General features: G+C 69.7%; 24 protein-coding genes and 1 pseudogene. 15 read left to right on the top strand and 10 right to left on the bottom strand.

Going from position 1 to position 24,447, the window contains the following annotated elements; genetic code table 11:
* Positions 1-106 precede the first annotated feature (106 nt).
* The 3 genes from H5411_RS31495 to H5411_RS31485 form a co-directional block, all read right to left on the bottom strand.
* Positions 107-1,678 (bottom strand): sensor histidine kinase, encoded by a 1,572-nt coding sequence (locus H5411_RS31495; RefSeq protein ID WP_183125909.1) that lies wholly within the window; start codon positions 1,676-1,678, stop codon positions 107-109.
* Positions 1,675-2,361 (bottom strand): response regulator, encoded by a 687-nt coding sequence (locus H5411_RS31490; protein ID WP_101434085.1) that lies wholly within the window; start codon positions 2,359-2,361, stop codon positions 1,675-1,677. The genes H5411_RS31495 and H5411_RS31490 overlap by 4 nt, the downstream gene beginning before the upstream one ends.
* 134 nt (positions 2,362-2,495) lie before the next feature.
* Positions 2,496-3,482 (bottom strand): LLM class flavin-dependent oxidoreductase, encoded by a 987-nt coding sequence (locus H5411_RS31485; protein ID WP_101434084.1) that lies wholly within the window; start codon positions 3,480-3,482, stop codon positions 2,496-2,498.
* A gap of 131 nt (positions 3,483-3,613) precedes the next feature.
* On the opposite strand from H5411_RS31485, the gene H5411_RS31480 reads away from it, so the two are divergent.
* Positions 3,614-5,563 carry an acetoacetate--CoA ligase gene (locus H5411_RS31480; RefSeq protein ID WP_101434083.1) on the top strand — a complete coding sequence of 650 codons (1,950 nt, stop codon included), beginning with the start codon at positions 3,614-3,616 and terminating at the stop codon, positions 5,561-5,563.
* 23 nt (positions 5,564-5,586) lie between these two features.
* Positions 5,587-6,336, top strand: coding sequence for an LLM class flavin-dependent oxidoreductase (locus tag H5411_RS31475; RefSeq protein WP_101434082.1), 750 nt, complete (start codon positions 5,587-5,589; stop codon positions 6,334-6,336).
* Here H5411_RS31475 and H5411_RS31470 read toward each other — a convergent pair whose 3' ends face one another.
* Positions 6,337-6,633: a hypothetical protein gene (locus H5411_RS31470; protein ID WP_167441801.1), complete on the bottom strand. Its 297-nt coding sequence runs from the start codon at positions 6,631-6,633 to the stop codon at positions 6,337-6,339.
* On the opposite strand from H5411_RS31470, the gene H5411_RS31465 reads away from it, so the two are divergent.
* Entirely contained in the window at positions 6,626-6,919 is a 294-nt protein-coding gene (locus tag H5411_RS31465; protein ID WP_208637244.1) for a hypothetical protein, read from the top strand. The genes H5411_RS31470 and H5411_RS31465 overlap by 8 nt on opposite strands.
* Positions 6,920-7,288: 369 nt before the next feature.
* Here H5411_RS31465 and H5411_RS31460 read toward each other — a convergent pair whose 3' ends face one another.
* From H5411_RS31460 to H5411_RS31450, 3 genes are all read right to left on the bottom strand, one after another.
* Positions 7,289-8,065, bottom strand: a complete 777-nt coding sequence (locus H5411_RS31460) for an enoyl-CoA hydratase/isomerase family protein (protein WP_183125908.1) — start codon at positions 8,063-8,065, stop codon at positions 7,289-7,291.
* A complete protein-coding gene (locus tag H5411_RS31455; RefSeq protein WP_183125907.1) occupies positions 8,062-9,270 on the bottom strand; it encodes a CaiB/BaiF CoA transferase family protein in 1,209 nt (402 codons plus the stop codon). The genes H5411_RS31460 and H5411_RS31455 overlap by 4 nt, the downstream gene beginning before the upstream one ends.
* A 93-nt stretch (positions 9,271-9,363) precedes the next feature.
* Positions 9,364-10,683, bottom strand: a complete 1,320-nt coding sequence (locus tag H5411_RS31450; protein WP_183125906.1) for an MFS transporter — start codon at positions 10,681-10,683, stop codon at positions 9,364-9,366.
* An 87-nt stretch (positions 10,684-10,770) separates the two neighbouring features.
* Here H5411_RS31450 and H5411_RS31445 point away from each other — a divergent pair, with 87 nt between their 5' ends.
* The gene (locus tag H5411_RS31445) at positions 10,771-11,472 is read left to right on the top strand and encodes a FadR/GntR family transcriptional regulator (protein ID WP_183125905.1); all 702 of its coding nucleotides are present in this window, start codon (positions 10,771-10,773) and stop codon (positions 11,470-11,472) included.
* A gap of 385 nt (positions 11,473-11,857) precedes the next feature.
* On the opposite strand, the gene H5411_RS31440 is transcribed toward H5411_RS31445, so the two are convergent.
* The 3 genes from H5411_RS31440 to H5411_RS31430 all read right to left on the bottom strand — a co-directional run bounded on the left by H5411_RS31440 (position 11,858) and on the right by H5411_RS31430 (position 13,310).
* Positions 11,858-12,238: a hypothetical protein gene (locus tag H5411_RS31440; RefSeq protein ID WP_143271342.1), complete on the bottom strand. Its 381-nt coding sequence runs from the start codon at positions 12,236-12,238 to the stop codon at positions 11,858-11,860.
* A gap of 4 nt (positions 12,239-12,242) precedes the next feature.
* Complete coding sequence (locus tag H5411_RS31435; protein WP_183125904.1) at positions 12,243-12,470, bottom strand: hypothetical protein; 228 nt, start codon at positions 12,468-12,470, stop codon at positions 12,243-12,245.
* Between the two features lie 261 nt (positions 12,471-12,731).
* On the bottom strand, positions 12,732-13,310 hold the full coding sequence (locus tag H5411_RS31430; protein ID WP_158242439.1) for a TetR/AcrR family transcriptional regulator: 579 nt from the start codon (positions 13,308-13,310) through the stop codon (positions 12,732-12,734).
* Between the two features lie 80 nt (positions 13,311-13,390).
* Between H5411_RS31430 and H5411_RS49400 the strand changes: the two are divergent.
* The 11 genes and pseudogenes from H5411_RS49400 to H5411_RS31380 form a co-directional block, all read left to right on the top strand.
* Positions 13,391-13,909: pseudogene (locus H5411_RS49400) on the top strand (NAD-dependent epimerase/dehydratase family protein); the annotation flags it as partial.
* An 80-nt stretch (positions 13,910-13,989) separates the two neighbouring features.
* Positions 13,990-14,286, top strand: a complete 297-nt coding sequence (locus H5411_RS49060) for a Rossmann-fold NAD(P)-binding domain-containing protein (protein ID WP_312878659.1) — start codon at positions 13,990-13,992, stop codon at positions 14,284-14,286.
* 383 nt (positions 14,287-14,669) lie between these two features.
* Positions 14,670-15,626, top strand: a complete 957-nt coding sequence (locus H5411_RS47900; RefSeq protein ID WP_312878658.1) for an IclR family transcriptional regulator — start codon at positions 14,670-14,672, stop codon at positions 15,624-15,626.
* Positions 15,623-16,222, top strand: coding sequence for a helix-turn-helix domain-containing protein (locus tag H5411_RS31415; RefSeq protein WP_101434074.1), 600 nt, complete (start codon positions 15,623-15,625; stop codon positions 16,220-16,222). The genes H5411_RS47900 and H5411_RS31415 overlap by 4 nt, the downstream gene beginning before the upstream one ends.
* Positions 16,223-16,355: 133 nt before the next feature.
* The gene (locus H5411_RS31410) at positions 16,356-17,654 is read left to right on the top strand and encodes an MFS transporter (protein ID WP_101434073.1); all 1,299 of its coding nucleotides are present in this window, start codon (positions 16,356-16,358) and stop codon (positions 17,652-17,654) included.
* 9 nt (positions 17,655-17,663) lie between these two features.
* Entirely contained in the window at positions 17,664-19,010 is a 1,347-nt protein-coding gene (locus H5411_RS31405) for an FAD-dependent oxidoreductase (RefSeq protein WP_101434072.1), read from the top strand.
* Entirely contained in the window at positions 19,007-20,194 is a 1,188-nt protein-coding gene (locus H5411_RS31400; protein WP_101434071.1) for a CaiB/BaiF CoA transferase family protein, read from the top strand. Before H5411_RS31405 ends, H5411_RS31400 begins: the two co-directional genes overlap by 4 nt.
* Positions 20,191-20,976, top strand: coding sequence for an enoyl-CoA hydratase-related protein (locus tag H5411_RS31395; RefSeq protein WP_101434070.1), 786 nt, complete (start codon positions 20,191-20,193; stop codon positions 20,974-20,976). The genes H5411_RS31400 and H5411_RS31395 overlap by 4 nt, the downstream gene beginning before the upstream one ends.
* Before the next feature lie 5 nt (positions 20,977-20,981).
* Entirely contained in the window at positions 20,982-21,872 is an 891-nt protein-coding gene (locus H5411_RS31390; RefSeq protein ID WP_220817753.1) for a dihydrodipicolinate synthase family protein, read from the top strand.
* On the top strand, positions 21,872-22,645 hold the full coding sequence (locus H5411_RS31385; RefSeq protein ID WP_101434068.1) for an SDR family oxidoreductase: 774 nt from the start codon (positions 21,872-21,874) through the stop codon (positions 22,643-22,645). The genes H5411_RS31390 and H5411_RS31385 overlap by 1 nt, the downstream gene beginning before the upstream one ends.
* A 19-nt stretch (positions 22,646-22,664) precedes the next feature.
* A complete protein-coding gene (locus tag H5411_RS31380) occupies positions 22,665-24,095 on the top strand; it encodes an aldehyde dehydrogenase family protein (RefSeq protein WP_101434067.1) in 1,431 nt (476 codons plus the stop codon).
* Positions 24,096-24,447 lie beyond the last annotated feature (352 nt).

Genomic DNA, 24,447 nt, shown 5'->3' with positions numbered 1-24,447 from the left:
GCCAGCGCAGTGACCTTGGGCTCCTTCGCGAAAACGGCTAACTACGCGGCAACACGTCCGGACGTTGGCAGGAGCGTGCCGGGCAGGCCCCTGCGTGCATACGACTTCACCGCGGCAAGGAGACCTCGACCGACGTTCCCTCCCCCGCCTTGCTGCGGACTGTCAGCTCTCCGCCCATCGCCTCCGCCAAGCCCTTCGCCAGCGGCAGCCCCAGCCCGACGCCCTGATCGCTGTCGACACCCAGCCGATCGAAGGGCGTGAACAGCCGTTCCAGGTGCTCGGGCGCGATGCCTCGGCCGCTGTCCGCGACGGCCACTACCACCCGGCCAGCGTCCGTACGAGTGGTGACTTCGACGGTTCCGCCGGGCCGGTTGTACCGGACCGCGTTCGAGACCAGGTTCAGCAGGATCTGCTTGAGCCGCCGTTCGTCGCAGCAGCACCGGGCCGGTTCGCCGGAGCTGGCCAGCTGGACGTTTTCCGCGTCCGCCAACGGTTCCATCAGCTGCAGCACGCTGGTGACCACGTCCGTGACGTCGACGTCGGCCGGGTGCAGCGGCAGGGACCGGGCCTCGATCCGGGCGACGTCCAGGACGTCGTCGACCATCGCCAGGATGTGGCCGGCCGCGGTGGCGATGTGTTCCAGCGCCGCTTTGCGCCGGTCCGGCGGCAGGTCGAGCGAACCAAGCAGCTCGGTGAACCCGGTGACGGCCTGCAACGGGGTGCGCAGCTCGTGGCCCAGAGCCGCGACGAAGTCGGTCTTGGCGCGGCTGGCGTGCTCCGCTGCCCGCTGGGCGACCTCCGCCTCGTGGCGGCGACGGCGTTCCCGTTCCGCCGCTCGCCGCTCCGTGACGTCCAGGACGTTGGCGATCAGCCGCACCGGCGTGCCGTCCGGGCCGACCACTGGCGACACAGAAACGACCACGTCCAGGGTGCGGCCGTCGGGATGCGACAAGGAAGCGTCCGGTCCCGTCGGGGTCAGCAGCTGATCGAGGCGGATGCCGACCAGTTCGTCTTCGGTGCGGCCGAGCAACTCCCGCAATGCCTCGTTGGTGCGGGTCACCGCACCGTCGGGCTCGGTGATCGCCATGCCGATCACGTTGTCGTCGAACGCGCGCCGGAAGCGCTCCTCGCTGTCGGCGAGGGCGCCGAACAACGAGTCGTGGTCGATGGCCACCGAGGCCAGATGGGTCAGGCGGTGCACCAAGCCGTGTTCGCGGGCGGTCGGCTGGTGGGTGCATTCGTGGTAGACGGCGAAGGTGCCGACCACGCCGGCACGGCCGCGGATCGGCGTCGACCAGCAGGACCGGAGCCGGTGTGCGCTGGCGAGGTCTCGATAGCGCACCCAGCGCGGGTCGGTCGTGACGTCCTCCGCGACGACCGGCACGCCGAGATACGCGGCGGCACCGCACGATCCGGCGTCGCTGCCGATCGGCAGCCCGTCGATGCGGGAGGAGTACGCCGCCGGCAGGGACGGGGCCGCGCCGTGGCGCAAGGTCGCGGAGTCCCGGTCCAGCAACAGGATCGAACAGTGGCAGCCGGGCATGAGCCGTTCCAGCGTGACGGCGACCTCGGCCAGCACGTCGGCCAGCCGGGCACCGCCTGCGATCCGTTCCAGGACGCCTGATTGGGCCCGCAGCAACGCTTCGGCGTCAGAAGTCGCCTCGCGCGTGCGAGTCATGGCTCGAACCGGTAACCGACGCCGCGCACAGTCCGGACCGGACGCGGGCCGAGCTTCTGGCGCAAGCGGTGGACATGCTCGGTGACGGTCGCCTCGCTCTGCCACTCGGCGGCGCTGGCCCAGACCCGGTCGAGCAGCTGGGCGCGGGTGAACACCTGCCGCGGGTGTGCGGCCAGGAAGGCAAGCAGGTCGAATTCCTTGGCAGTCATGGCGGTTTCGCGTCCGTCGACGAAGACTTCGCGGGCGGCGTGGTCGATCCGCAGCCCGGCCGCGGCGACCGGTTCGGCGGGTGCGGAACGGCGCAGCACCGAACGCACTCGTGCGACCAGCTCGCCGGGCGAGAAGGGCTTCACGAGGTAGTCGTCCGCGCCGAGATCGAGGCCGACGATCCGATCGGTCTCGCCGCTGCGGCCGGAAAGGACGATCACCGGCAGCGCCGAATCCCGTTCGCCCCCGCGCAGCCGGCGCAGCACGTCGAGACCGCCGATCCCGGGCAACGCGAGGTCGAGGACCACGAGGTCGAGGGGCTCCCGTTCGATGGCCTCCAGAGCCCGGCGGCCGTCCGCGGCTTCGGCGACCCGGAAGCCCTCGGCCTCCAGCTGCCACGCGACGACCGTGCGCACCCGCGGATCGTCGTCGACGACCAGCACCAGCCGCCCCGGCTTCGTCGCGCTGACCGTCATCGCGGGCCCCTTCGCCGGACACTCGGCCGCCGCGCGGCGGCCACCCCTCATCGTGCCGCACCAGGACAGCGCGGGCCAAGCACGCGGTCTTGCCCGGGCGACGGCGGTGTCGCCCGGGCACATGAACGCGGCGGCTAGGCGGCGTTCACCTTCGGCATGATCTCCTCGGTCAGCCGCTTGATGTCGTCGATGGTCTTCGCGGTCGGCACGTCCCGGAACGGCGGCCACAGCAGCGGCATGGTCATTCCGGCTTCCTTGTACCGCTTGAGGATGTCTTCGATCTGCTGTGCGCTGCCTGCCAGCAGGTTGGTGGCCTTGCCCGCGGGAGTCTGGTCCATCGGCTCGTCGGTGATGACGAACCAGATCATGCTGCACATGTCGAAGCCGTCCGGGAAGCCGCGGCCGAGCTCGCCCAGTTCGCGCTCCATTTCGCCCTTCCAGCGCTTGATGTCCTCCGGGCTGTCCTGGATGCCGATCCACCCCTGCAGTCCGTACTTCGCGATGCGCTTGGCCGAGCGCTTCGGGTCCTTGAGCCCGGAGAAGTAGATCGGCGGCGGCTGCTGGACCGGTTTGTGGCCGAAGCCGGACGGCGGGAAGTCCGCGAACTCGCCGTGGTATTCGAACAGCTCGTTGGACCAGATGCCCTGCATGATCTCGATCGTCTCGCGGACGTGGCCGTGCCGGCGCGGAAACAGCTGCGGGACGCTGGCCGCGGCGAACTCCTCGGGCATCCAGCCGGAGCCGACGCCGACGTTGAGCCGGCCGCCGGACAGGTGGTCCTGGGTGGCGAGCTCGGCCGCCAGCACGCCGGGAGACCGGTACGGCGTGTCGATGATGCTCATGCCGATCCGGACCTTCTGAGTCTTCGCGGCGAGCCACGGGATCAGCGTCATGCCCTGGAACCACTTGCCGCGCGCGACGACCGGCAGCGCGTTCGGCAGGTCGGACATCATGCCGAACGGGTACTGCAGCTCCCCGCGGTCGGAGGACTCGGGCACGCAGATCCGGTCAAGGGTCCAGACGGAGTCGAAGTCGCGGTCTTCGGCGAGCGCGGTGAGGTCCTCGAGCTCCTTCAGCGTCACCTCGTCGCGGAAGTTGGGCAGGTAAAGAGCGAGCTTCATGCGTCCGGCCTCCTCGGGACATCGTCGTCGGAGCCGATCGTGGCGCGGCCGTCTCAACCCGGGCACACGCGATTCTCAAATCCCGAACAACAGCGCCGCGAAATTCGGCCCGCCCCGGCTATGTTCCGGGCATGGACGTGCTCTGGCGCCCCACGGCGGACCGCATCGCGAAATCTCCGCTCCGCGCGTATCTGAACTGGCTGGAGGAGCGCGAAGGGCAGCCGTTCCCCGACCACGACGCGCTCTGGGCCTGGTCAGTCGCCGACCTGGACCGGTTCTGGGCCTCCGTCGTCGACTACTACGCCGTCGAGTTCACCGCGCCCTGGACGCGAGTGCGGACCGCTGGCCCCATGCCGGACACCCGCTGGTTTCCCGGGGCACGGCTGAACTGGGCACACCACGCGCTCCGCCGAGGCGCCGACGAAGACACCGCGCTGATCTGTGTCCGAGAAGGCGACCTGACCGAACGCGAGTTCTCCTTCGGCGAGCTGCGCCAAGCGGTGGCGGCCGCGGCCGGCTGGCTGCGCCGGGCGGGCGTCCGGCCGGGCGACCGGGTCGCCGCCTACCTGCCCAACACCGAACACGCGGTGATCGCCTGTCTCGCGACCGCCGCGGTCGGAGGCGTGTGGGCGTGCTGCTCCCCGGATTTCGGCGCCGACGGCACCATCGGCCGCCTCGCGCAGCTGGAGCCGGCAGTGCTCATCGCAGCCGACGGATACCACTGGAACGGCAAGGAGATCGACCGCCGCGACGTCGTCGCCCGCCTGCGCGAGAGCCTTCCGGGCCTGCGTCGCTTCGTGCACGTTCCCTATGTCTTCGACCAGCCGCATCCCGACGGTGCGACGCCGTGGGACGAGCTGCTCTCGCGGCCCGAACCGCTGGCGTTCGAACCGGTCGAATTCTCCGATCCGCTGTGGGTCCTGTTCACCTCCGGCACCACCGGATCGCCCAAGGGCCTGGTGCACGGCCACGGCGGAATCACGCTCGAAGGGCTCAAGTGGTCGGGGCTGTACTGCGGGCTGCGCGCCGGGGAGCGGATGTTCGCCTGCACCTCGACCGGCTGGGCGTTGTGGAACATGCAGCTCGGCGCGCTGAGCCAGGGCGCGGCGATCACGCTTTACGAGGGAAGCCCCACCCGTCCGCCGGGCGCGATCTGGGAGGTCGCCGCCCGCACCGGCGCGAACGTCATGCTGCTGGGCGCCGCGGTGGTCACGGCGACTGCGGCGACCGGCGTCTCTCCCCGAGCGGAGCACGACCTGAGCCGGCTGCGGCACCTGATGGTCAGCGGCTCGGCGCTGCCCGCGGACGGCTACCGCTGGGTGGCCGACCACGTCAGCCCGGATCTGCGGATCGACTCGACCAGCGGCGGCACCGACATCTCCGGCTCATTCGTCGGCGGCAACGAATACGCCCCGGTGCGGGCAGGCCGGATCGGCGGCCGCCTCGCCGGCGTCGACTGTGCGGCCTGGGACGACACCGGTCGACCGGTCGTCGACGAGGTCGGCGACCTCGTGATCACCCAGCCGATGCCGTCGATGCCGGTGCGGCTGTGGAACGATCCGGACGGCGTCCGGTACGCCGAGTCCTATTTCGACACCTGGCCCGGCGTGTGGCGGCACGGCGACTGGGTGACCGTCCACGCCGACGGGAGCGTCTCGGTCCACGGCCGGTCGGACGCGACGCTCAACCGGGACGGCGTGCGGCTCGGCAGCGGGGATTTCTACGACGTGCTGGAGGGAATCCCGGAGATCGCCGACTCCCTGGTTGTCGGGATCGACTTGCCGGACAACGGATACTGGCTTGGCTTGTTCGTCGTCCCCGCACCGGAACACCGGCTCGACGAAGCGCTCGAACGGCGGATCGTCGACACCCTGCGAACTCGGCTGACGCCGCGGCACGTACCAGACGAGATTGTCGCGGCGCCCGCCGTGCCACACACATTGAGTGGCAAGCGGCTCGAAGTGCCGGTCAAGAACTTGTTGGCGGGCAAGGAATTGGAGAAGGCCGCGAACCTGTCCTCGATCGACGACCCGGACACGCTGCGCTGGTACGCCCGGTTCGCCGCGGAGCGATTCCGCTGACCCGGCCCGAGAAAGGAGCGCGGATGCGGCTCGGCGCCACCCTCGCCCGCCTCGGCCCCGGGCCGCCGATCGCCATCGGCGAATGGGCGAAACGGCTTGCCGGAGAGGGCTTCGAGAGCTTGTGGGCCGCGCAGGTGATCGGACGCGGCTTCCTGGCGCCGGACCCGTTCGTCGCGCTGGCCACCGCAGCGACCGCGGTCGACAACATCGAGGTCGGCACCGCCACCCTGCAGGTACCGCTGCACCATCCCGCCGACCTCGCACACCGGATCCTGTCGCTCAGGGCAGTATGCGGCGACCGCTTGGCACTCGGGGTCAGCCCTGGATCGACCGACCTCGACTACGCCGCCTTCGACCGGGACTACCGGGCGCGCTTCCGGGTCTTCTCCGAGAACCTGCCGCGACTGCGCCATCTGCTCGAGCTCGGACGAGACGATCAGGCCGACCTCGCCCCGCCCGGACAGGCCGGCTGTCCGCCGCTGCTGCTCGGCTCTTGGGGCGCCAACGTCGAGCGGGCAGCGCGCGAATTCGACGGATGGCTGGCCTCTGCCTACCGCCGCGACCCCGATCAGATCATCGCCGCCCACCAGCGATACCGGGCCGCCGGCGGCCGCCGGGCGATCGTGTGCGCAATCCCGATGTCCGCGACGGACGATCTCGGGCCGTCCGCCGAAGTTCTACAGCGTTACGCCGAGGCGGGATTCGACGACGCCGTCGTCCTCATCGGACCGGAGGGACCGGACCCGGCGAGGGTGCGAGCCTTGCTCCCCTAGTCACTCCAGGCCGTCCCGCGGCCGCACGCCGAACCCGGTACTCGGCTCGACCGCGGCGGGACCGCGACGATGAGCAGCGCGGTGACCATGCCCCCCGTGGGCACCGGATTGGAAGGCATCGATCAGGAGCATGCTGAATTCGTCGAACATCGCGAGCAGCGTCGCGTCACGGTCGGCAAAGCTCGCGTAGAAGCGGCGCTTCAGCAAACGGGTATCCGCCGCACTGCGGTGGGCTTCGTCGATCATGCCGGAAGGGGTCGACTTCGCCGTCGAACAAGACTGCAACGTCATGGTCACGCCGCTGATGAAGGGCGACGAGGAAGTCGCCGACCTCAAGCAGAAGTTCGATACCGCCGTCGCCAACCACCCCGAAGTCCCCCAGCCCCAGATCATGGTCCTGCGCCACACCTACGCCCACTCGCCCGACGACCCCGACGGCTGGCGCCCCGCCGCCGCGGCGATCTCCCGCTTCTACCGCACCTTCGGCGCAACAAGACCGCTCCCGTCAACGGATTCCTCGAACTCAGTCCGGAGTCGAAATTCGCCGAACGGCCCGAATTCGACCTCGACTGCGGATCGGTGACCGCCAACGGGTCACGACAGCCCGTGGCGGTCACCGTCAACATTGGAGGCATGCTCCGCAGCGCCACACCCGCGCCTTCGCCGTGGTCGCCGGTGAGCCCCGCCGGGACCTGGCGAGCAACCCATGCGGCTCCTGAAGTCCAGTGGCCACGAGGTGGTCTGACGACTGGTCTACCGCGCAGTGGCCCGGAGGTGCTGAGCCAACGCCGACAGAGAACGAGCCAACGAAGCCGTAAGGAAGCCCGGGGAACGGTCTACGACTCCTCGATCGGGTTAAGTCGCGCTTCGCGACGGCAAGGTTTTGTCGGTGGCGTCTGCTCGGATCGTCGCTTATGAAGATCGTGATCGCGATGCCGGTGGTGCGAGCGCGTCATCGAAACCGTTCGTCTGGACGATCCCCGGCACCGAACGCCGCCATCGCGGCGTGGAATTCCGGCATGGACACCGCCGGGTCCGGTGAGTGCCCAGTGGCCGCGCGAACGGGGGCCAGTGTGGCCGACACCGCGCGTTTGGCTGCCAGGACCGCCGGACGCGGTTGTCCCGCGATCGCCGAGGCGAGCCGGTCGACCTCGGCGTCGAGGGCGGTGTCCGGGCAGCATCGGTTCACCAGGCCCGCCGCGGCGGCGGCTCGGCCGTCCAGGAGCCTGCCGGTGTAAAGCAGTTCGCGGGCAAGGCCGGGTCCGGCGAGGGTGCTCAGCCGCGCGGCGAAAGCAGGGCTGGCGAGGATGCCGTGCCGGGCGATCGGCATGCCGATGCGGGCCGTGTCCGCGGCCAGCCGAAGGTCGCAGGCGAGCGCGAGCTGACAGCCCGCCCCGGCAGCGGCTCCGGTGATCGCCGCGACGACCGGGACCGGGCATCGCTCCACCGCCCGGAACGCCGATTCCATGCGGGCGAAGGAGTCTTCGACGAACTCAGCGGTAGCGCCTGCCCATTCGGTCAGGTCGGAACCGGAGCAGAACGTGCCGCCCCGCCCGTGTACCACGATCACCCGCGTATCCGGGTCGGCGCCGAGCGCGGTGACCGCCTCTTCGATGGCGGTCCAGCCCCGGCCGGGCAGCGCGTTTCGCCGCTGTCCGGAACCGATGACCAGCACCGCGATCCCGGAATCCACAGTGGACTCAACGCCGTTCGCAAGGTCGGCGGTCATCGCAGCGCTCCCCGGGACCGGAGGGCGGCGAGCAGCTCGGGGTCGGCGCCGAGCGCGGAGAGGACGTCGTCGGTGTGCTGGCCGTGGCCGGGCGGCGGGGTGCGCACCTGGGGCGGGCTGGCCGAGAGCTTGACCGGCGAGCCGACCGCGCGAACGGTCCCGGCGCTCGGGTGCTCGACTTCGGTGACCATGCCGCGCGCGACGACCTGCGGGTGTTCCAGCGCTTCTCCGACGGTGTTGATCGGGCCGACCGGAACCCCTGCCTCTGCCAGGATTTTCGCCCATTCCTGGGCGGACCGTGCCTCGAGCGCTTCCTCGATCAGCTGAATCAGCTCTTCGCGGTGGCGGACCCGGTCGGGATTGGTGGCGAATCGCGGGTCGTCGACGAGGTCGCCCAATCCCACCGCCGAGGCGAACCGCCGCCAGAGGCCGTCGTTGCCCGCGGCGACCATGAGATGGCCGTCGGCGGTGGGGAACGCCTGGTAGGGCACGATCGTCGGGTGCGCCGACCCGTACCGGCCCGGGGTCACGCCGGTCGCGAAGTATCCCGAGGCGACGTAGGTCAGCCACGAGATCTGGCCGTCCAGCAGGGAAACGTCCACCCACTGCCCGCGGCCGGTGCGCTCGCGCTCGTGCAGCGCGGCCAGGATTCCCACGGTGGCCCACATCCCGGCGGCCAGGTCGGCGCCCGACACGCCGAAGCGGACCGGGGGTCCGTCGGCTTCGCCGGTCACGCTCATCACCCCGGACAGGGCCTGGGCGATCGCGTCGTACCCGGCTTCGCCGGACATCGGGCCGGTCTGGCCGTAGCCGGAGATCGAGGCGTAGACGACGCGCGGGTTGATCCCGGCGACGTCGTCGTAACCGAAGCCGAGGCGGGCGGCGGTGCCGGGCCGGAAGTTCTCGACCACGACGTCAGCGGTCGCGGCGAGCTCCCACAGCAGCTGCCGGCAGTCGGGGTCCTTCAGGTCGATGGCGATGCCGCGCTTGTTGCGGTTGACGCTGAGGAAATACGCGGCGGTGTCGCCCTGGAACGGCGGACCCCACGCGCGGGTGTCGTCGCCGCCGCGGGCGTCTTCCACTTTGATCACGTCGGCACCGAGGTCGGCCAGCGTCATCGTGCAGAACGGGCCGGACAGGATCCGGGAGAGGTCGAGCACGCGCAGGCCGCCTAGGGCCCCGGGGTGCTCCGTCCAGGCTGTCACGACTGTCTCCTAACTGGATGAGTGGATGAGCCACTTGGGATGAAGAAAGAGCCTCGCGCCGCCGAGCTGCGAACTCGGCGGCCGAGGCGGCCTTCAGGCTTTCGAGGATTCGGGAGCCGCGACAGCGGAGACCGGAGCGGCCTCCGGGGCCCGCCGGGGCATCAGGAGCAGCGCAGCCAGGGAAAGCACGGCGCAACCGACGATGTACCAGCTGATGCCGACACTGGAGCCGGTGCCCTGCAGCAGGGCCGCCGCGATCAGAGGCGCCGGGCCGCCGGCGATCACCGACGCGAGCTGGTAACCGAGCCCGGCACCGCTGTAGCGGACGTTGGCGCCGAAGCTCTCGGCGATGAGCGCCGCCTGCGGACCGTACTGGACGTCGTGCACCAGCAACGAAACGACGATCGCCAGCAGCGCCAGGCCGGACGACCGCGTGTCCAGCAAAGCGAAGTAGGGGAAGGCGTACAGGCCGGTGCAGACGATGCCGATCCCGTAGACGAGCCGGCGGCCGAAACGGTCGGACAGGTGCCCGAACAGCGGCACGCTGAGCAGGCCGATCGCCGCCGCGATCAGAGTGTCGTTGAGCAGTTCCCCGCGCGGCATCGCGAGTTCCTTGGTGCCATAGGTGAGCACGAAGGTGATGAACAGGTAGAACGGCGCCTGCTCCGAGAGCCGGACGAACGCCGAGGTCAAGATCTCCCGCGGGTGCTTGCGGATGGCCGTCCACACGGGACGGCGTTCGACTGTGCGGTTCACCTTCACGGCAGCGAAGTCCGGGCTCTCCACCACCTTCAGCCGGACCCACAGCCCGATGCCGATCAGCACGACACTGAACAGGAACGGCACGCGCCAGCCCCACGCCTCGAATCCGGTGTCGCTGATCGACGTGCAGAGCTTGACCATCGCGGTCGACAGCAGCAGGCCGAGCGGGACACCCAGCTGGGGCAGGCTCGCCATCAGCCCGCGACGCTTCCTGCTCCCCCACTCCATCGACATCAGCACCGAGCCGCCCCATTCGCCGCCGACGCCGATGCCCTGGACGACCCGCAGCACGGTCAGCAGAATCGGGGCGGCCACGCCAATGGCCGTGTATCCGGGCAGCACTCCGATCAGGACAGTGGCGAAACCCATCATGAGCAGCGTCGTCACCAGAGTGGCCTTGCGGCCGATCCGGTCGCCGAAGTGGCCGAAAATCGCCGCGCCGACCGGGCGGGCGGCGAACCCGACGAACAGCGTGCTGAACGACTCCAGCACGCCCGTGCCCGCCGAACTGCCCGGGAAGAACAGCTTCGGGAAGACCAGTGCGGCGATCGTGCCGTAGAGGAAGAAGTCGTACCACTCGATGGTCGTGCCGACGGTGCTGGCGATGACGGCGCGCCTGCGGTGCAGGCGCTCAGGGGCAGGTCGCGACATGCAGGCCTCCATTGGCTCAGCCACTTAGCCACTCGGTCAGTGAACCGGCACTCTGCTAGCCTGGCGATCGTCTGTCAAGGGGGTCGTGTGTCCGATTCGCTCCGTCCGGTAGCCCGGCCGAGGCTGTACGAGCAGGTGATGGCCCGGCTGCGCGAGCACGTGGCGGGCGCGGGCCTGAAGGCCGGCGACCGGCTGCCGTCCGAACGTGACCTGGCCGAACGGCTGCAGGTCAGCCGCGCCTCGATCAAGCAAGCGATCGTCGTGCTCGAGGTCCAGGGCCTGGTCGAGAGCCGGCACGGCGGCGGCGTCTACTTGCGCACGGACACGCTGGACCCGGAACCGGTGGCCACGCTCGTCGACCGGCGCCGCCGTCTCCCGGACGTCCTCGACGCGCGCGAAGCGATCGAGACGAAACTCGCCGAACTCGCCGCCTTGCGCCGCACGGACGAGGACCTCACCGAAATAGACGCCGCGCTCGACGCCATGCGCGCCGAGATCGAAGCAGGCGAACTAGGAGAAGACGGCGACCGCCGCTTCCACGCCGCCATAACGGCCGCCGCACACAGTGCACTCCTCGCGGAGTTCATGAAAGAAATCCGCGCGGGCGTCGCGGAAAGCCGCCACGAATCCCTTCAGCAACCCGACCGGCCGCCCCGATCCCTGACTCAGCACCGCGCAATCGCCGAGGCCGTTCGCGCCCAGGACGCGGCGACCGCCGCCGCGGCGATGAAGAAGCACCTCGAGACGGTCAGCCGCGTGCGCCTGCTCAGCTGGAACCCCGAGGATTGACGAGTCTTCCGCTCCGAGTCTGCCGTAGGCGGCCGCGCGGCAGCTATCGGAGCCACGACCGCAAACGGTGCCACCCGCGTCGCCGAGGCAGCGGCTGCTCGGGGCGGGGTCCTGTCAGCAGAGCAGATCCTTGCCGCCCGCAGTGGCGGCGAGGTGCCGCGCAGGCCGACGGTGCCAGTCCGGGCATTCCAGGCCGCTGCGACGACGTCATCGACGGCGAACACGCTTAATCACCACATTCAGCAACTTGCCCCAGAAGTCCTTCGCCCGGCTGGCCAGGAACTACGGTCGGGGCTCATGACAAGCTCAGAACTCCGAGTGTGCTGCTTCCGCGGGTCGTCCGTCGAGCCGGCGCGCGTGTTGTTTCCGCTTCCCGCGATCATGCTTACGTCCCTTTTCCTGGCCGAGAAAACTTCCCTCGATAAGCGGGAGGTTCAATTCCGAAGCAGGCGACTACCGCATCCGATTCAGTGTTCAAAAACAACTGGAAAACCATGCCGCTTCGCGACTTGTCCTCAATCTGCCCGAGTTTCAACCGGTGCCCACCCCATGCGTTGAGTGCATGCACTGCAGCATCAAATCCCACCGAATACTGTCCCGCCCTCTCCGCCACCTTGCGTCGTCGGCGAAATATCGAACTCAAGCTGGCGGTGACATTGCTGCCGTACCCTTCCCACACTGCCCCGTGAGCGAGCGCATCGGCGGCAAGGCTCCAGGCTTCCCCGCTTCCTGACCGCAGCAAGGCCATCAGCACTTCGCGTTCCATAGGACTATTCTCCCACTTGCGAACCGAACTCGATGTACCACGCGTTCTTTGCTCTTTCTTGAACCCGCGGGCGAACACTGGTCGGCAAGACCTTCTTGCAATTCACCGGGACGTGGCGTTCGGTAGCGGGATCTGCGACGAAGCCCTGTCGTACCCCGGCCTTATCTCGCTTGATCCCCGTGGGGCTGATGAAGATCGCATCCACGGAAAAGTCGGCCGCGATCTTGTCCACATCGCGGCAAGGAACGCCGGGCCATGACCCTGAAGAATTGTGGCTGTGCCGGTTGAAAGCTAAGAAATCCAGGCTTGGGAATCGCCGCCCACATAAAACAAGTCACCATCGTCGGAGACTGAACACCCGCACTGACCCACCGGAACGTGTGATTGAGCCGCGGCCTGCGGAGAACCCGTTCGCCGCACGCACCTGACGACAAATGTCCGCCGCACCGGTCCCGCCGACCTAGTACCTGTCCCGGCAGAGAAGCCGCGGACCTTACGCTGAGCGGCCGCGGGAGCCTAGGACCGACGCCAGCTCGCTGAGGCCGTCACGGAACATCGCCGACAGGTTCTGCCGCTTCGGGTCCGCGATCCAGCGGTCGAAGGACACGCGGAACACGACAACCGCGGTATGCGCGATCAGCTTCGCGACCGGCTCCGGCGTGCCACGTTCGCCCAGCGCCTCAGCCATTCCGTCGGCCAGCTCAGCGTGCTTGCTCAAGTCCCGCTCGGCCAGCTCCGCGTTGGCCGACACGAGGTTGTGCCGGGTCAACGCCGCTTCAGGGTGCTGCTGGATGATCTCGCAGCGCTGTTCCAGCGCCGCCGCGACCGCGTCGATCGGGGCAACGCCCTCAGGCGCGTCGGCGATGGCCTCGATCGCCTCCCGCTGCGCCGTCTCCACCGCGTAGAAGAACACCTCGCGTTTGTCGGGAAACAGCCGGAAGAACGACCGCTCGTGCATGCCGGCTCGCGCCGCGATCTGCGCACCCGTGGTCTGCTCGAAGCCTTGCGCGGCAAACAACTCGACCGCGGCCTTGGCCAGCCTGCCCCGCGAGTTCGGCTCCCATCGACCCATGACCGGGAGTCTAAGCGATAGCAGTGACTGCCATCGCGGTGCTACGCTGATGGCAGTCACTGCCATCACGGAGGTTCGACATGAAGGTCTTCGTCACCGGAGCCAGCGGCGGAATCGGCTCCCTGCTCGTCCCCGAACTCACCGCCGCCGGACACGAAGTGCTGGGCCTGGCCCGCTCCGACGCCGCAGCTAAGAAGATCGCCGACGCGGGCGCCAGCGTGCTCCGCGGCGATCTCACCGACGCGGAAGCCCTGCGCGTCGGCGCCGCCGAGGCCGACGCGGTCATCCACGTCGCCTTCAACCACTCCCCCGACCTCGTCAAATCGGTCGCCGACGAAGCCCAGGCGGTCGAGACATTCGGCACCGCCCTCGAAAGAACCGGCAAGGCGCTGCTCATCGCCTCCGGCACCCCGATCGTGCCCGGCCGGCTGTCCACCGAAAACGACCCCTCCGTCGCCGCCGGCCCCCTGGCCGATTCACCCTTGGGCAGGCGCGCACAGACCGCGCAGTACACCCTCGACCTGGCGAACAAGGACGTCCGGTCCGCGGTCGTGCGGCTGCCCCGGTCGGTCCACTCCCGCGGCCACCGCTACGGATTCGCCTCCGCGCTCATCGCGGCCGCCCGCAGCACGGGCGTCTCGGCCTACGTGGGCGACGGCGGACAGCGCGCTGGCCCGCCGTGCACCACCTCGACGCCGTCCGGCTGTTCCGCCTGGTCCTCGAACAAGCCGAACCGGGCACGGTCGTGCACGCAGTCGCCGACGAAGGCGACCCCATGCGCGACCTCGCCGAAGCCATCGGCGGCCAACTCGGCCTGCCCACCCGCTCCGTGCCCGCCGAGCACTTCGGCCCCGCCGGTGCCGTCTACGCCCTCGACCAGCCCGCATCCAGCGAACTCACCCGCAAGAAATTCGGCTGGCAGCCCTCCCACCCCAGCCTGCTCGACGACCTCGAGGCCGGGAACTACCCGGAGTGAGTCACGGATCAACCGCCAGGCCTCGTGCTGGTCTCGGACCTCGATCGCATTGACGAAGCGGCGGCTGCCGCCGGTGCAGACCTGCGACTGGAGGCCGAAGTGGAGCGCGCTCACTGAAAAAGGCGGAGTCACGGCAAAGATCAAACGCGAAGGCGGAATCGAGTAGGTGCCCTCTTCGACGGGGACGGCGGGGGGTTTCGTCGGTGAATGTCGAGGTCACCCGGCACCGGCCCTCATGTGGATGATCTTCTGGGCGACCGGAGACGAGGCGATCAGGAGTGGTGCATGTCTCCGCGCAGCCGCAGCACCAGCACCTATCGCGAGCGCAATTCGACCGCCGACCGCGCGCTCGACAGCCTGTTGCTGCATCGCCCGACAAGCCGGTGTGGAGCGGTACGGAAATCGCGGCGGAACTCAGCGTCGCACGCTCCACCGGCTACCGCTACGTCCAGAGCCTGGTCCGCATCGGGTTCCTCGAAGAGAACGCCAGCGGACTGCGGCTCGGCCCGCGGATCTTCCAGCTGGCCCGCTCGGCGAGGATCGGTCTCGGCCTGTCAGAGGTTTCGCTGCCCGTCATGCGGGACCTGGCGGCCGCGGTGGGCGAGAGGGTACTGCTCACCCGCAGGTCCGGGCGGTCGGTGGTGCGCCTGGACCTGGTCGAAACGCCCCAGGCGGTCAGGCTGTCCTACGAGCGCGGCCATGTCCTGCCCATCAACGCCGGCGCGTCCGCCGAGGTGCTGCTGGCGTGGGCGGATTCCCGCACAGTCGCCTCGGTCCTCGGACAAGCCCCGCTGGAGCGGTTCTCCGCTCGCACCGTCACCGACCCGGACGACCTGCGCGCCCGGCTCGCCGGCATCCGCAAACGCGGAGTGGCGATCTCGCGCGGCGAACTGGACGAGCACATCCTCGGCGTCGCCGCCCCGATCCGCGACAGCTCGGGCAAGGTCTGCGCGGCGATCAGCGTCGCCGCACTGGCGGCCGGGCTCCCCGCTCGCGACTGTCCGAAGTGGAGAGTGCGGTCCGAGACACGGCGGCGGCCATCACCGGAAAACTTGAACTTCTCGGCAATTGATGCTCGTCCTGACAAACAGGAATCTCACCGGGGTGCTCATACCGGGCGACAGAGACCTGGGCGTCCGGGAAGTGGTCCGCCTGCGGAGGCACCAGGCGGACTCTCGCGGAATTCGACGCGGCTCCTCCGCCGCCAACCCGGACCGCTCGACAGCCAAGCAGACCCGGCGCGGAATTTCAGGATCCTGAAGATAGCCATTGACTTCCTGAAGACCGTCACTATGCTGAAATCCACCAGCGATCCTGTGAAGGGAGACGGGCAGTCATGACGGCGGCGGACGAAGCGAACGGAGTACCGGGCGCTTCGATGCTGCACGTCATCGGCGGGAAGATCCGCGCCCTGCGCAAGGATCGCGGGCTCACGGTCGAGCGCCTCGGCGAGCTATCAGGTGTTTCGACCGGAATCGTGAGCCAGGTCGAACGCGGCAAGGCGAATCCGTCCTTCTCCACGCTGGTGCAGATCGCACACGGGCTGGGCATCTCCATCGCCCAGCTGATCGAGGAGGACGGGCACCGCGCCCCGGTCGTGCGCCGCCAGGAGCGCCGCCGGATCGACGGGCACGGCATCGCCGAAAACGACGGCGGCGTCTACGAACTGCTCACGCCGGACCTCAACGGCGCGCTCGAGGCCACCTGGGTGGAAACCCCGCCCGGCTACGACAGCAGCGAAACCCCTTACCGGCACAACGGCGAGGAATTCGGCCTCATCCTCTCCGGCGCCAAAGACGTGTACCTCGACGGCGTCCGGCACCACCTGGAAGCCGGCGATTCGATCCGGTACGCCTCCACCATCCCGCACTGGTACGTGAACTCCGGCGACGAAACTTGCGTCGCCGTCTGGGTGATCACCCCGCCTACCTGGTGACCACCGCACACTGAGCACGCGACGGGCCGTCCTGCCCGCAGCGCGGTCGTCCGGCGATTCTGTCCGACGGCTTCCCTTGCCCTGCCTTCTGGCAGATCCTCTGTGCAGACCGCTTTCCCTTAAGGCGGAAACCATGGCCTCCACCTCCACCGAACCCCACCGGCAAACCCGTTCCCTCGCCGCCCGCCGCCCGCTCGTGGCGCTCGGGCTCGGCGGGACCCTTGAGTGGTACGACTGGCAGATCTTCGGTCTGCTGTCGGCATTCGTCGGACCACAGTTCTTCCCCAACCACGATCCGGTAGCGGCGACGCTCAGCGCGCTCGCGGTGTTCGCCGTCGGCTTCGTGTTCCGTCCGCTCGGCGGCGTCGTGCTCGGCCTCGTCGCCGACCGGTTCGGCCGCCGCAGGGTGATGCTCGGCTCGGTCGCCGCGATGGCACTCGCGACGCTCGTCATCGCCGTCGTCCCCGGCTACGCCAGCCTCGGCGTGTGGTCCGGAGTAATCCTCCTGATCTGCCGTGTCGTACAGGGAGTCTCCACCGGCGTCGAAGGCCCGCTCGCGACCGCCTACGCCGTCGAACTCACCGCGAAAGGCCGGGAAGGACGCGCCGCCGGGATCATGAGTCTCTTCGTGAACCTCGGCATCCTCGGCGCCTCTCTGATCAGTTTCATCACCAGCGCCGCAATCGGCGGCGCCGCGATGCAGTCGTGGGGCTGGCGGGTGCCGATGGCTTTCGGTGCGGTGCTGGGCATCGTGATCGTCTACATGCGACGCCAACTGCCGGAAAGCCTGCACACGTCCGCCGCCGAGCACCGTCCCGCGAACAGCAACCGCGAGGTATGGCGCGGGATCGGCAAGCACTGGCTGGCGCTGCTCGCGATGATCTTCGTCGTCGGCGCGGTGCAGGCGTACAACTACGCGTGGAACGTCGGCCTGCCGACGCTCGCCCGTAGCACCTACAAGGAAAACGCGACGTCCGTATTCGCGATCACCACTCTGCTCGGCGTGGTCCTGGTAATCGGCTCGCTCCTCACCGGAGCGTTGGCCGACCGCAAGAAACTGTCCCGCACGTTCGTCGTGACCCGGCTGCTCGCCGTCCCCGCGGTGTTCCTGATGCTGCTGTACGCCGGGCCTGGACTGGGCGGGTTCAGCGCCGTGCTGCTCGGCGGCGGTCTCGTACTGGTGCTGAACATGACGCTCTACAACGTCGTCAGCACGTCGCTGCTGCCCGCGCCGTGCCGCGCGACCGGCGTCGGACTCGGGTACGGCATCGGGGTCGCGCTCTTCGGCGGGACAGCGTCGTACCTGCTGGTGTGGCTGGGCAAGTACGGCTCGCCCTGGATGTTCCCCGCCTATACCGCCGCGCTGTGCTTGATCAGTGTGGCCCTTTATCTCGCGGCCCGGCGCCGCACCGGCATCTACGCAGGCGAGTGAGGAGTGCTGATGAACCTCGCAATGTCCCTATCGAATCTCGACGCACCCGTAGTGCGGCGCAGCGACGTGGTGGTGGTCGGCGGCGGACCGGCCGGCGTCAGCGCCGCGGTGTCGGCGGCCCGCACCGGAGCCTCGGTGACCCTGCTGGAGCGCTACGCGGCTCTCGGCGGGCTCGCGTCCGGCGGCATGGTGCTGGTGCTGGACGACATGTGCAATGGCAGCGAGGTGTCGGTCCGCGGCATCGTCGCCGAGTACGTCGACCGGTTGCAGCGGATCGGGCTCGCGGTGTACCCGCCCGAGCCGGACCGGATCTCGTCGCCGGCGATGTGGCGGCGATGGGGACGCTGGGGCGCGTTCGACTTCCACTCGCACGCCAGCCCGAAGCCGATCTGCTATGCCGTCGCGTTCGATCCGGACGGCTGGAAGCGCGTGTCGAACGACCTGGTCCGCGAGTCCGGCGTGCATCTGCGGCTGCACAGCTGGTTCTCCCGTCCGGTGGTCGAGGACGGCCGGATGCGCGGCGTCGTGTGCGAAACGAAGTCCGGCCCGCAGGCGGTGCTCGGCGACATCGTGATCGACACGACCGGCGACATCGACGTCGCGTCCCGGGCCGGTGCCGCCTACGCCCACGACAGCTATCTGGTCACACTCGTCTTCCGCCTCGGCGGAGTGGACACCGAAGCGGCGCAGCAGTTCGAGCAGGAGAACCCCCGCGCGGCACGGGCGATCAACCGCAAGGTGAAGCGAATGCTCGGCGGTGCTTGGGAACTGTGGTGGCTCAAGACCCCGGTGCCCGGCGTCGTGTGGTGCAACTGCCCGCACCTGACCGGGTACGACGGGGCCGACCCGGAATCGCTCACCGAGGCCGAATTCGACGCCCGGGAACGGATTTCCGCGGCGATCGACTACGTCCGCGCCGAGCTGCCCGGGTTCGGGCACTGCTACCTCCTCGACGTCGCCGAACAGATCGGTGTGCGGCAGACACGGCTGCTGCGCGGCGAATACGTGGTGACTAAGGACGACATCACGCAGCGGCGGCACTTCGCCGATTCAGTCGCCCGCGGCCGCGACTACTACACCCCCTACCGGGCCTTGCTCCCCCGCGACGTCGACCAGCTGCTCGTCGCCGGACGGCACTACTCGGCCACACCGGAAGCACAGCGGATCTCGCGGGAGATCCCGCCGTGCATGGCGATGGGCCAGGCCGCGGGCATCGCCGCCGGGATCGCCGCGGACCGCGGGCAGACCGTGCGCGAGATCGATCCCGCACTGATCCAGGCCGGGATGCGCGCCCAGGACGCGGATCCGGGCGATGTGCCCGCCCCGAACGCCACTGTGGAATTGGAGGTCGCATGAACGCCCCGCTGCCGCTCGACGGGATCACCGTCGTCGATTTCACCCAGGTTTACCTGGGGCCGAGCTGCACGCAGCTGCTCGGCGACTACGGCGCCGACGTCGTCAAGATCGAGCGTCCCGGTGCGGGCGACCTGTCGCGGTCGTCCATTCCGGACCCGGACGGGCCGGACAACCCGATCTTCCTGTCCATCAACCGGAACAAGCGCAGCGTCTCGATCGACACCCGCACCGAGGAGGGCAAGCGGATCGTCGGCGACCTGATCGCCGAGGCGGACGTGGTGGTGAGCAACTTCCGCTCCGGAGTGATGGAGCGGATCGGGTTCGGTTACGACGAATGCCGCCGCCGCAACCCGCGGCTGATCTGGGCGTCCGGCACCGGGTTCGGCGAAGAGGGCCCGTACCGGCACAAAGGCGGGCAGGACGTGATCGCGCAGGCGTACTCCGGTGTCATGTGGCGGCGCGCGTCCGAGGACGTGCCGTTGTCGGTGTACCCGACCACGTTGTGCGACTACACCACCGGGATGCACCTGATGCAGGGCGTGCTGCTCGCGCTGGTGAACCGGGCGCGCACCGGCGAGGGGCAGAAGGTCGAGGTGACGATGTACGACTCGATGCTCCACATGCAGATGCAGGAAGCCTGCATGCAGCTCAACCGCGGACGCGAGGTGAACTGGGCCGCGATGCCGCTGTCGGGTGTGTTCCCGACCGCCGACGGAGCGGTGTGCATGGTCGGCGCGTTCAAGGAGAATCCGTTGCGCGACATCAGCACCGCACTCGAACTCCCCGAGGACCTGTCCGCGCGACCGGAGTACTCGACGCTGGAGCTGCAGTTCGAGCACAAACCGGAGCTGCAGACGATCTTCCGCGAGCGGTTCGCCGGGAAGACCACCGAATACTGGGTGAAACGGCTGGAGGAACAGGACATCCTGTGCGCCCCGGTGCGCAGCCTCGCCGAGGCACTCGAGGACGAACAGACCGCGGTGAACCGGATGGTGCTGGAAATGGAGCATCCGACCGCGGGCCGGGTGCGGGCGCTGGCCGCGCCGATCCGGCTGTCCGAGACGCCCGCGCAAGTCCGCCGGGTGCCGCCGCGGCTGGGCGAGCACAACGAGGAAGTGCTGGCAGAGCACGGTTACGATGCCGAGCGCATCGCCGCGCTCAAGGCCGCGGGGGTGCTCCGGTGACCGACGAGGTGCGGTTCGAGGTCGACAAGCACGTCGCCCGGGTGACGATCGACCGGCCCCAGGTGCTCAACGCCGTCGCACCGGAAACGCAGCGGCGGTTGTGCGACATCTGGGACGCGATCGAAAAGGACCCAGAGGTGCGCGTGGTCGTGCTGACCGGAGCGGGAGAGCGCGCGTTCTGCGTCGGCGCGGACATGTCGGCGAACGCGATCGAGAAGACCGGGCTGCGGTTCTGGGCGGACGAACCGGAAACCGGGTTCGGCGGCCTGTGCCTGCGCACGACGCTCGACGTGCCGGTGATCGCCCGGGTCAACGGCTACGCACTCGGCGGCGGCATGGAAATGGTGCTGGGCTGCGACATCGTGATCGCGGCCGAGCACGCGCAGTTCGGACTGACCGAGCCCCGCGTCGGCCGGCTTCCGCTCGGCGGCGGGGTCGCGCAGCTCGTGCGCCGGCTCCCGCACACTCAGGCGATGGGGCTGCTGCTGACCGGCCGCCGGGCCGGCGCGGCCGAACTGCACGGCATGGGCCTGGTCAACGAAGTCGCCGCAGCCGGCGAACTCGACTCGGTCGTGGACCGGTGGGTCGCGGACGTACTGGCGTGCGCGCCGACGTCGCTGCGCGCGATCAAGCAGATCGTCCAGCGGACCACGCAGCTGAGCGCCCGGGAAGCCTGGGCGGCGCGGCTTCCCGCGCTGATGTCCGCGCTCGACAGCGAGGACAGCGTCGAGGGTGTGCGGGCGTTCCAGGAGAAGCGTCCGCCCGTGTGGCCGGGGCGGTGACGGCGATGCTGGCACCCGGCGTGTGGGGCGTCGTCGCGACCCCGTTCACCGGTTCGGCTTTGGACGTCGACGAACCGAGCTTGGCGCGGCTCGTCGAGCACTACGCCGCGTTGGGGGTCGCCGGCCTCACCGTGCTCGGCGTGTTCGGCGAAGCGGCGCGGCTCGACACGGCCGAACGGCGCGCGGTTCTGGAGACCGTGCTCGACAGCGTCGATCTCCCCGTGGTCGTCGGCGCGACCGGGCTCTCGACCGCGCCGGTCATCGAGGACGTCGCGCTCGCCGCGGAACTCGCCGGGCCGCGGCTGGCAGGGGCGATGGTGCAGGTCAATTCCGGCGATCCGCAGGTGCTGTCGCGACACCTCGCCGCGGTGCACGAAGCGACCGGGGCCGGGCTCGTCGTGCAGGACTATCCGCTCGTCTCCGGAGTCCGGGTCGGGCCGGCCGCGCTCGCCGCGGCGCTGTCCGCGACGCCTGGCGTGGTCGCGGTGAAAGCCGAAGCCCCGCCGACGACCACCGCGATCGCGACGCTCACCGAAAGTCTCGACCTCCCGGTGTTCGGCGGGCTGGGCGGGCTCGGGCTGCTGGATGAGCTCGCCGCGGGCGCGGCAGGCGCGATGACCGGGTTCTCGTTTCCCGAGGGCCTGCTCGCGTGCGTCGAAGCGTGGCGGACCGGCGGGTATTCCGCGGCCAGGGAAGCGTTCCTGCCGTACCTGCCGCTGGTGAACTTCGAGCAGCAAGCAACCGTGGCACTGGCGATCCGCAAAGAGTGCCTGCGCCGACGCGGCCTCATCATGGACGCGGGCGTGCGCCCGCCCGCGGCGGCGCTGCCGGAGGCACTGCGCGAGCAGCTGCACCGGCACGTCACCGCGGTCTCGACGATGACGGAGGTTGCGTAATGGATCTGGGACTGACCGGCCGTACCGCGGTGGTCTGCGCTTCGACCGGCGGACTGGGCGAGGCGGTAGCTCGCGCCCTCGCGGCGGAGGGCGCTCGGGTCGCGGTCAGCGGGCGGCGCGGGGAACGGGCCCGCGCCATCGCGGCGGAGCTGCCCGGCGCGATCGGGGTCGAGGTCGACCTGACCGCCGAGGACGGGCCGCAGCAGCTCGTCGACGCGGCCCTCGCCGAATTCGGCTCGGTCGACGTCCTGGTGCTCAACGGGCCGGGCCCGAAGCCGGGCACCGCGGCGGACACCACCGTCGCCGACGCGGACCTCGCCGTGGCATCACTGGTCCGCCCGCACGTGCGCCTCGTGTCGGCGCTGCTGCCGGGCATGCGCGAGCGCGGCTGGGGCCGGATCCTCGCGATCGGGTCGAGCGGCGTCGAAGCGCCGATCCCGAATCTCGCCCTGTCCAATTTGGGCCGGGCCGCGCTGGCCGGGTACCTGAAGACCCTCGCGGGCGAAGTCGCCGCCGACGGCGTGACCGTCAACCTGCTGCTGCCCGGCCGGATCGCGACCGATCGTGTCGCGGCGCTCGACCAGGCCAACGGCGAACGCAGCGGCCGGAGCGCCGAGAGCGTCCGTCAAGCCGCGCTCGCGACCATCCCGGCGGGCCGCTACGGCGACCCGGCGGAGTTCGGCGCGGCCGCCGCGTTCCTGTGCGGCGCGCCCGCTTCCTACCTCACCGGCACCGCGATCCGCTGCGACGGCGGCCTGGTGCCGACTCTGTGACGTCCGGAAAAGGAGCCTCATGACCACCACGGTGCAACACCTCATCGGCGGCGAGTGGACCGGCGACCCGGTTCGGGACCGGCACAACCCGGCGCGCCCCGGCGAAGTCGCCGTCCGCGCGCCCGCCGGCGACGAGTCCACTGTGGACGCCGCGATCTCCGCGGCGGAGGACGCGCGGCGCGCCTGGGCGGCCACTCCGGCTCCGGCTCGCGGCGCGATCCTCCTCGACGCAGCCGAGCTGCTGCGCTCGCGGCACGAGACGGTCGCCGCCGATCTGGTGCGAGAGGAGGGAAAGACCCTGGCCGAGGCCCGCGGCGAGGTGCGCCGGGCCATCGACGTCCTGCGATACTTCGGTGCGCACGGCTGGCAGCGGACCGGCGACGTGTTCCCCAGCAGCACACCCGACACCAGCGTGTTCACCCGGCCCGAACCACTCGGCGTGGTCGGGCTGATCACGCCCTGGAACTTCCCGATCGCCATCCCCGCGTGGAAGCTCGCCCCGGCACTGGTCAGCGGCAACTCGGTCGTGCTCAAGCCAGCCGAGCTGACTCCCGTGTCCGCCACCCACCTCGCGGCCGCGCTGGTGGAGTCCGGCCTACCGGCCGGAGTGCTGAACATCGTGCACGGCAAGGGGTCCGTGGTCGGTGCCGCGCTCGCCGCCGACCAGCGGGTACGCGCGCTGTCCTTCACCGGGTCGACCGAGGTCGGACTGCGGCTGCACCAGACGCTGTCCGCCCGGCGAGCGCGCGTCCAGCTCGAAATGGGCGGAAAGAACGCGTACCTGGTACTCGACGATGCCGATCCGGCAGTCGCGGCCCGGACGGTCGCCGCGGGCGCGTTCGGGCTCACCGGCCAGGCATGCACAGCGACCTCGCGCGTCTACTGCACGCCGGGCGTGCGAGCGGCCTTCACCGAGGCACTCGTGAAGGAAGCCGAGCGCTTCTCCCCCGGCGACGGTCTGGCCGAAGGCACCACCATCGGACCGGTAGTGAGCGCGGCACAGCTGGACACCGATCTCTCCGCCATCGAGCGGGCATGCGAACAGGGCGCGTCCGTCGCGACGGGCGGAAAGGCAGACGGGCTTTTCCTGTCGGCCACTGTGCTGACCGACGTCGCACACGACCACGACGTCGCGCGCAACGAGGTCTTCGGCCCGGTTGTGGCGGTGATCCAGGTCGACGACTACGACGAGGGCCTTGCCTTGGTGAACGACTCCCCCTACGGCCTTACCGCAGGCCTGTGCACACGCGACCTCACGCTCGCCCACCACTTCGCCGCACACGCCGAAGCCGGTGTCGTGAAGATCAACCGGCCGACCACCGGGCTCGACCTCAACGTGCCCTTCGGCGGGGTGAAGTGCTCGTCCTCCAACACCTTCCGGGAACAGGGGCCGACGGCAACCGACTTCTACACCTGGTCCAAGACCATCTATGTGGGACACGATCAGTGAAATCGGCCTTGCCCGGTCCCGTCGCTCGGACGCCTTCCGAACCAGTCAATCGGTCTGCTTCTTCCCGGCATACCCGGTCGCAGCCCCGCAGCGACCCGAAATCCGACACTGCCGCCCGCTCGCGATAACGCACCCGCCACGCCTGCTCCACCTACGCCATCACCGCACCCGTAGAGCGAGGGGCGTCAGGCGTGACGGGCGACGACCATCGGCCCGCGATCCGGCACACCGTCCGTCCACAGCGGCCAGTGCCTCAGGCGAAGCCGCCAAGCAAAACGGTTCCCGCTCACTGCGGCCGGATCGTCCGCCCCGGTGCTCGTGGCGGACGATCCGGTCGTCTCTTGCCGGACAG

The sequence above is a fragment of the Amycolatopsis echigonensis genome (genome assembly GCF_014174495.1).
GTDB lineage: Bacteria > Actinomycetota > Actinomycetes > Mycobacteriales > Pseudonocardiaceae > Amycolatopsis > Amycolatopsis echigonensis.
Note: the sequence above shows the minus strand (reverse complement) of the source record. Positions and strands in the feature narration are given on the sequence as shown.

Excerpts from the sequence above, each read along its gene's own strand:
- H5411_RS31495 (WP_183125909.1), bottom strand. The coding sequence starts at position 1,678 with ATGACTCGCACGCGCGAGGCGACTTCTGACGCCGAAGCGTTGCTGCGG.
- H5411_RS31490 (WP_101434085.1), bottom strand. The coding sequence starts at position 2,361 with ATGACGGTCAGCGCGACGAAGCCGGGGCGGCTGGTGCTGGTCGTCGAC.
- H5411_RS31485 (WP_101434084.1), bottom strand. The coding sequence starts at position 3,482 with ATGAAGCTCGCTCTTTACCTGCCCAACTTCCGCGACGAGGTGACGCTG.
- H5411_RS31480 (WP_101434083.1), top strand. The coding sequence starts at position 3,614 with ATGGACGTGCTCTGGCGCCCCACGGCGGACCGCATCGCGAAATCTCCG.
- H5411_RS31475 (WP_101434082.1), top strand. The coding sequence starts at position 5,587 with ATGCGGCTCGGCGCCACCCTCGCCCGCCTCGGCCCCGGGCCGCCGATC.
- H5411_RS31465 (WP_208637244.1), top strand. The coding sequence starts at position 6,626 with ATGGTCACGCCGCTGATGAAGGGCGACGAGGAAGTCGCCGACCTCAAG.
- H5411_RS31460 (WP_183125908.1), bottom strand. The coding sequence starts at position 8,065 with ATGACCGCCGACCTTGCGAACGGCGTTGAGTCCACTGTGGATTCCGGG.
- H5411_RS31450 (WP_183125906.1), bottom strand. The coding sequence starts at position 10,683 with ATGTCGCGACCTGCCCCTGAGCGCCTGCACCGCAGGCGCGCCGTCATC.
- H5411_RS31440 (WP_143271342.1), bottom strand. The coding sequence starts at position 12,238 with ATGGAACGCGAAGTGCTGATGGCCTTGCTGCGGTCAGGAAGCGGGGAA.
- H5411_RS31430 (WP_158242439.1), bottom strand. The coding sequence starts at position 13,310 with ATGGGTCGATGGGAGCCGAACTCGCGGGGCAGGCTGGCCAAGGCCGCG.
- H5411_RS31415 (WP_101434074.1), top strand. The coding sequence starts at position 15,623 with ATGACGGCGGCGGACGAAGCGAACGGAGTACCGGGCGCTTCGATGCTG.
- H5411_RS31410 (WP_101434073.1), top strand. The coding sequence starts at position 16,356 with ATGGCCTCCACCTCCACCGAACCCCACCGGCAAACCCGTTCCCTCGCC.
- H5411_RS31405 (WP_101434072.1), top strand. The coding sequence starts at position 17,664 with ATGAACCTCGCAATGTCCCTATCGAATCTCGACGCACCCGTAGTGCGG.
- H5411_RS31400 (WP_101434071.1), top strand. The coding sequence starts at position 19,007 with ATGAACGCCCCGCTGCCGCTCGACGGGATCACCGTCGTCGATTTCACC.
- H5411_RS31390 (WP_220817753.1), top strand. The coding sequence starts at position 20,982 with ATGCTGGCACCCGGCGTGTGGGGCGTCGTCGCGACCCCGTTCACCGGT.
- H5411_RS31385 (WP_101434068.1), top strand. The coding sequence starts at position 21,872 with ATGGATCTGGGACTGACCGGCCGTACCGCGGTGGTCTGCGCTTCGACC.
- H5411_RS31380 (WP_101434067.1), top strand. The coding sequence starts at position 22,665 with ATGACCACCACGGTGCAACACCTCATCGGCGGCGAGTGGACCGGCGAC.